The organism is Winogradskyella thalassocola (genome assembly GCF_900099995.1).
Taxonomy (GTDB): Bacteria; Bacteroidota; Bacteroidia; order Flavobacteriales; family Flavobacteriaceae; genus Winogradskyella; species Winogradskyella thalassocola.
Window position 1 is genome coordinate 1,679,341 of sequence record NZ_FNCZ01000001.1, and the last position, 6,581, is coordinate 1,685,921.

Sequence of the window (6,581 nt, forward strand, 5' to 3'; positions counted from 1 at the left end):
TATGAAGAATATATTTAAATTATGTTTGCTATTGGTATTATTTGTTAGTTGTAATAATAGAAATAAAAACGTAGTTACACCTGAAGTTGATAAAGATATATCCTACAATAAAGCATATTATCTTATTGAAGAGCTTAAACAGTTTGAATTAAAAAATAATAGAGATTTTTATAATACGCTTTTAATAGCTTCGGATAAGTATTATAATGATGTTACTAATTCCTTTTTAGAAAAGGAGTATTCTATTTCAGGTTCTTTTACAGAGATGAATATTATAAAAAATAAAATGACTGAAACATCTCATGGTCAATTTACCTTAGCCAAAAAAGGGGCTGATATATTAATTAATGACTTAATGCTATCGACGTCGAATTCTTTAAAAGATATAATTGAATCGAATGATTCTATTTCTACAAAAAATAATATAGACATAGTAGGTTTTTCTCAAACGAATGATGATTTAACAATTCTTATAAATACTACAAACGAAGCTCGTTTTTTGATATGGGAAGCAAGAATTAATAATTATTTTTCATCTTTAGCGTATTCTAGATTTATAAAATCCATAACAGATACACTCTCTCAAAACATAAATAAGCAACGTTCAAAAGAGTTAGAAGATATTTTGGGTTTTGTTAATAATGATACATTACAAATTGAAAAAGTGAATTTTGATATTTTCGAGGCGACAAAAGAAGTTGTAAACCAATCAATTGTTGAAGCTAATAAAAAAATTAAGGAAAATTTAAAAGAAATTGCATATAATACAGCAGAAGCAGCATCATTAGTGGTTAGTGGGGGAGCTTCTGGCGCAGTAATTGGATCTGTAGAAACTTTAGGCGTAACAGAAGTGGTTTATGATTTTGTAGTACCTACAAAAAATGAAACTAAAGAAATTCTAATTAAAGAATATAGCTCTTTTTTAGAGAGAAATAATATTGATTTTACACAAATGCTTAATGATAATACAAACAGTTATTACAGTAATTTATTGGAGTTAATCAAAGAAAGAGAAAATGAACAATTATATTATTAGACCTCTATTGCTTATTCTTTTATTTTCTTTAGTTTCATGTAATAAAATAGGTAAGAAAATAATAAAGGAAAAGGAACTTATAGAACTATTTTCTAAAAACGAAGATGTTTTAGCTATTTTAAAAGTAGATTTTCCAGATGATCTGATTAGGGGTTTTCATAAAAATCTCGATGAAGCTTCTTTAAAACAATTAGCGAAGCAAATTGAAGGCAGCAAAGAATTAGGTTCTTATCTAAAAGTTAATCCAAAAGCTATAAAAGCTTGGGGTTTTTTATCGAATTCTAATTATGCTAAAGATGTTGAAATAATTAAATATTTTGATGAACTACCAACGAGTAAATTTTCTTTAAAGTCGAACAATAGAATAGGCGAAATTTATGATGTAAGTAGCGGAGGCTTGCTTGCGAAACTTGATAATAAATCAATCTTAATTACAAAATTAGATAACAACGCTTTCGCAAATCTTAATAAATTTGCTCCAAACACTATTTATAAAGTAAAAAACATAGATTATCAAATTGATGATATTGGAAGAGTTGTAAGTGCTAAAACTTCACTGTTAAAATTAGATAATTCAATTCCTTCAAATTCTTTAATAAGTGAAGAATTTAATCAAATCATTTCTAGTGTTTTTGGAGGTACTAATTTGAAATTAAATCAAGTTTTTGTTGATAAAGATATATTTTCTCAACTAAATAATACTTGGCTCGATGCTTTAAAGAAGCGTGAAAAGATTGGAAGAATTAATATTAAATCTATTTTTAATTCTAATCAAAAAACACCTGATGCATTTAACGTAATTTATTATAACGGAAAGGACAGAATACCAATTCATATTGAGAACACTTTAAAAAAACAAAATGATGACGTATTTAAGAAACTTCAAAGAAGCGCAGAAGGAACGTACATTAATGGTAAGACAGCGATAGAGAATTTTCCAAAAGATATAACACTTAATGGTAATAAATTGATTTTTGAAGGTAAGCCTTTTGGTGTTATTGATCCTAAAACGAGTACTGTCACAATTGATAGACGAGCAGCTCTGAACAAAAAAAGCATTAATCCACTTTTAGATCATCCAAGACTTCTTGAGGATTTTAAATATGTTGTAAAAGATGGAAAAAACACACATATCTATAAAACTGATAATCTTGGAAGGGTAATAGAAAGTCAACATACAATAATTTCTAAAACTTCTAAAAATAGAAATGTTGTTTCTCAAAATAAGGCTAAACTATATGGAGATGAAGTGAGTTCTAAAACCTCACTAGAGAATTTAACAAATAATCAACATAAAAGAATGAGTGATGAAGGAGGACATTATTTGGCAGATTCTGCAGGTGGTATTCCTGAATCTATTAACATCACATCACAAGCTTATAAAGTGAATCACAGTAAGAAGTGGAGAGCAATGGAAGACAAAATAACCAAAGCTATAGAAAACGGTGATAATGTTTTAGTGAAAAATACACAGATTTTTAGTGATAACTCTAGAAGGTCTAGTGGGGCTATATATGAAATAAGTATTAACGGTAAAATAGAAAAACTTGAATTTAATAATATTAATAATACACTAGAAGTTATCTGAGGTCGCGATTTTTGTATAGTGTAAGGATTTTGTGTATTTTTTATAAATTAATAGAGTTTCTATTTAAGTTATTTCTAGCACAAGATTTAATTAACAATTAGTTAGAAATATTTCAATATATTTGATGAATTAATTATAAATCAGAGTACACAATACAGTACACGATTTTATAGCGGAAAGGTTAAAAAAGGTTGCTTTTTGGTAAAAATATCAAACTCATAACCCGAAGGTCACTGGTTCGAGTCCAGTTCCCGCTACTAAGTGTAAATCACTCTAAAATCAACGGTTTAGTTCACTCTAAACCGTTTTTTTATGCAAAGTATTTATGAATTGGTTACCTTAGACTGTCAAAATGAACACGATTTGGAACACGATTTGGAACACAAAACAAAATTTTCTACACCAAAAATCTTTGATGCTAAAGGTGACCTGAGTAAGCGTTGGTACATTTACTTCTCTTATCGCAATCCTCGAACGGGTAAGCTCAAGAGGATGAAAAATATTTACGGAAAAGCTCACCGCTTTAAAACTAAAGAGTCACGTTATTCCGTTTTGAACCTTTACAAAAGGAGATTGCTCAAACTTTTAAAAGAGGGATATAATCCATTTGAAGATAATACAAAGTTTCATAGTCAGAAACTTAAGGTGATTTCTCAAAAATCAACCATTCTGCAACCAAAACAGAATATGAATCAAACAGTTTTAGATTCTCAGCAACCAAAATTTGATGCGGTTGATATTTACCAACCAAATTCTCAACCAAAAACGGTTTTGGTTGAAGGTTTAAAAAAGAAAACTGGAGTAGACGAATTAGCAACATCTAAAGGACATGCAATAGATGAAGCTCTTGATAGAGCTCTACTGTTGAAGACAAATATTGTTAGTAAAACCACTTTAAATGATTATAGAAGTAGAATCAACCAATTAAAGAAATGGTTGAAGGCTAACAATAAAGATATAATTTATTGCAACCAAATAAGTAAGAAAATGGTTGTTGAATTTTTAAATTATATACAATTAAAAACATCAGCAAGAAATCGTAATAATTATAGAACAGTTTTTAGTAGCATATTTCAAATTCTTGAGGATAATGAAATCATTGAGAAGAATTTTATCTCTCAAATTAAATCTATTAAAACGCAACCGAAACGAAATAAAACCTATTCTATTAGAGAACAGGAAGCAATATTTGAATATTTAGAGGTTAATGATCAATTATTGCTACTTTATATAAAATTTGTTTCTTATAATCTTTTGAGACCAATAGAGGTATGTCGATTAAGAGTAAAGGATATAAATTTAGAAGAAAAAAAACTTCAAGTTCAAGCCAAAAACAAGATTTTAAAGACAAAAATTATTCCTGATAAACTATTTAAAGAATTACCAGATTTATCAAAAATGGATGGTGAATTATTACTGTTTACACCAGATAAATTATGTGGTCATTGGGATACAGAACTGATTAATCGAAGGAATTACTTTAGTAATCGTTTTAAAACGATTGTTAAAGACCATTTTGGATATAATGAAAATTATGGGCTGTATAGTTTTAGACATACATTTATCACTAAACTATACAGAGCAATGGTGAAGAATTCATCACCATATAATGCAAAGAGCGAGCTTATGGAGATAACAGGACATACAACCATGACTGCGTTAGAAAAGTATCTAAGAGATATCGATGCGCAATTGCCTGAGGATTATTCTAATTTATTATAAATATGGCGCTACATAAAGATATGCAGAAACTCATTTTGACGATTAGGGAACCAATAATTTTCTTTCTCCCAAGAAATATTTTAGAAGAAGTTATGAATAAGGATTTTGGTAAATTAGAAGCCTTAGGTTTGCTTAATACATTATTTATAACTAATGCAGCTGGTGAGACAAAACCTTTCTTTAATAACACAGAACTTCTTCAAATTTTGAATAAAGAGAAACTTCTTAAATCTAATATTTTTGAACTATTAGATCTAAGAACTAAATTAGATAAGTCTGCTTTTAATTACTTAATAGATGATTATTTTAAAGAGTTGAGTACTTGGATAAATACGACGGAAATTGTTGAAAGAGAAGCTAAAATTCATGTGATTAATTATAATGCTGAAGTACAAGTTTATCTAAAACTCCAGAATCAAGTATTATTAAATCATCAAGCAGAGTTAAAAAGTCATTTTGGTGATGGGAAATCATGGTTTGAGGTTGAACGTGTATTTAAGGATAGTCTTTATGATATCAATAAAGATGATAATAAAGAAGAAATATCAGAACTTAAACCATCTATTGTTCGAAAAGGTAAAGCAGATATTCTTAAAACCAAAAAAAAGAAATCAAGATTTTTAGTCATTAAGGAAGCCGAAGTAGATCAATATCTTTTAGAAACAGTTTTCAATGTGAATTTATCCGAAATTAAAAACTCAAAATAGAGTATATGATGTGATTTAGCGTTAAACAAACGTTTGTTTGACGCATAATAACAAAAAAAGCACTTAGTATATGAAGATTATTATAAAGAATAAATACTATAAATTACTGGAACATGGCGTAATATTAAAATTTTTATCTTATTGAAGATAGAATTAAAAAAATATGTAAAAATACTAACGGCACTACTGCTATCGTGTTTTTCCGTGCTTAGTTAGGTGTTTCAATATCTAACATTTATAAAACATAAAACAGCAATTTTTTTATACGATGTTGTGCGCTGGATTTTTTCTATTTAATTGCGTTTCTACTATTTTTTCCAATTCTAATTTTTTAAAATCGAACCAATCTTGCCTAAAACCCGAGTTATCAATTGAATTTTTAAAGTTCTTAAATGGATTTTTATTTTCTAAAATCGTTTTCAATTTCGTTTTAAATACAACGTCATCAATTTGCTCTATAAATTGTTCCATTATTTTAAAAGACTCAAAACTTTCTAAAACCTCAATTTTTATTAAATGCGTTTTGTTTTTCTGAACTGCTTTTAAGTCCGCTTTAAAACATTCTCGAAATTCATCTTCATCCGGGAAGTTTGAAAAATTAGGAATAGCTATTATTTCGTCAGTTTTAGAGTTGTAGTAACAATTATTTCCGCAATCTAATTCTTGTGCAATTTCTTTAATTATTTTCGACTTGGAATTTTCCATTTCAAATTAAAGGGTTTTCCGTTAGAGTTAAAATTAGTATTTATTTTTAATTGAATTATTTTATGTCCGTATTTGAATATTTATTGATGTGTTTTTGGGCTTGCGCACAGCAGTTAAGTTATTGTTATGTAGCGAATAACAGTTCTATTTTTCATGGTTAATAGACTAAAGATAGTAAAAGGTCAGGAATTTCCCAGCAAAAAATCTAACGTAAAGATCTATATGTGATACTCGCTCGATTTTTTTACATTTAAGATTTTGATATTCAGTCAGATGTAAACATTTATTTTTATATGTTCAGTTTTTCTGATTTATCTGTCTTAAAAATCAAAAAAAAAATCACAGAAAAAGAAGATTGCTAAAATTAGGTCAGCGTTGATGCCAACGTTTATGTATAAGAATAGTTGTGGGTTTACGTGCGAGGATTTTCCGCAGGAATGTTCGTAAGTCGGCAGTGACCTAGCAATTAATTATACACGGCTTAAGTTTACAATTAATTAAATTTAAGCATAAATCAGAAAAGACAAAAGAGAGGAATAAGGTTAATATACACGCAGAGACTTTAGATCTCGTCAACATTGAAAATCCCCTCTCTTTTCTACACAGATTTCGTACAGTTCTGTGAGGCTTTTAGACCTCGATTTTAAGTCGTTGAAACTCGCGTAGTATGTCCTTTCAAAAAAACATTTTCTTATGAATAAAGATATTAAATATTTTGGAATTGACATCAGCCAAAAGGTTTTTGATGTTACAGATTCTGATGGTAATTACTATCAGTTTAAAAACAATGAACTTGGCTTTAAAAAGTTCTCAAAACTCTTAG

General features: G+C 28.2%; 5 protein-coding genes and 1 pseudogene. 5 read left to right on the top strand and 1 reads right to left on the bottom strand.

Going from position 1 to position 6,581, the window contains the following annotated elements; genetic code table 11:
• Window position 1 precedes the first annotated feature (1 nt).
• The 4 genes from BLT80_RS06915 (at window position 2) to BLT80_RS06930 (ending at window position 5,053) form a co-directional block, all read left to right on the top strand.
• Window positions 2–1,036 carry a hypothetical protein gene (locus tag BLT80_RS06915; RefSeq protein WP_092466826.1) on the top strand — a complete coding sequence of 345 codons (1,035 nt, stop codon included), beginning with the start codon at window positions 2–4 and terminating at the stop codon, window positions 1,034–1,036.
• The gene (locus BLT80_RS06920; RefSeq protein ID WP_092466827.1) at window positions 1,017–2,624 is read left to right on the top strand and encodes a DNA/RNA non-specific endonuclease; all 1,608 of its coding nucleotides are present in this window, start codon (window positions 1,017–1,019) and stop codon (window positions 2,622–2,624) included. The genes BLT80_RS06915 and BLT80_RS06920 overlap by 20 nt, the downstream gene beginning before the upstream one ends.
• A gap of 312 nt (window positions 2,625–2,936) precedes the next feature.
• Window positions 2,937–4,346, top strand: coding sequence for a tyrosine-type recombinase/integrase (locus tag BLT80_RS06925; RefSeq protein ID WP_092466828.1), 1,410 nt, complete (start codon window positions 2,937–2,939; stop codon window positions 4,344–4,346).
• 2 nt (window positions 4,347–4,348) lie between these two features.
• The gene (locus BLT80_RS06930; RefSeq protein WP_092466829.1) at window positions 4,349–5,053 is read left to right on the top strand and encodes a hypothetical protein; all 705 of its coding nucleotides are present in this window, start codon (window positions 4,349–4,351) and stop codon (window positions 5,051–5,053) included.
• Window positions 5,054–5,314: 261 nt separating this feature from the next.
• On the opposite strand, the gene BLT80_RS06935 is transcribed toward BLT80_RS06930, so the two are convergent.
• Window positions 5,315–5,758, bottom strand: coding sequence for a UPF0158 family protein (locus tag BLT80_RS06935; RefSeq protein WP_092466830.1), 444 nt, complete (start codon window positions 5,756–5,758; stop codon window positions 5,315–5,317).
• 693 nt (window positions 5,759–6,451) lie between these two features.
• Between BLT80_RS06935 and BLT80_RS20495 the strand changes: the two are divergent.
• Window positions 6,452–6,581 (top strand): annotated as a pseudogene (locus tag BLT80_RS20495) (IS110 family transposase); the annotation flags it as partial.

What these genes read in the sequence shown, in the direction of transcription:
- BLT80_RS06920 (WP_092466827.1), top strand. Translation starts at nt 1,017, where the DNA reads ATGAACAATTATATTATTAGACCTCTATTGCTTATTCTTTTATTTTCT.
- BLT80_RS06925 (WP_092466828.1), top strand. Translation starts at nt 2,937, where the DNA reads ATGCAAAGTATTTATGAATTGGTTACCTTAGACTGTCAAAATGAACAC.
- BLT80_RS06915 (WP_092466826.1), top strand. Translation starts at nt 2, where the DNA reads ATGAAGAATATATTTAAATTATGTTTGCTATTGGTATTATTTGTTAGT.
- BLT80_RS06930 (WP_092466829.1), top strand. Translation starts at nt 4,349, where the DNA reads ATGGCGCTACATAAAGATATGCAGAAACTCATTTTGACGATTAGGGAA.
- BLT80_RS06935 (WP_092466830.1), bottom strand. Translation starts at nt 5,758, where the DNA reads ATGGAAAATTCCAAGTCGAAAATAATTAAAGAAATTGCACAAGAATTA.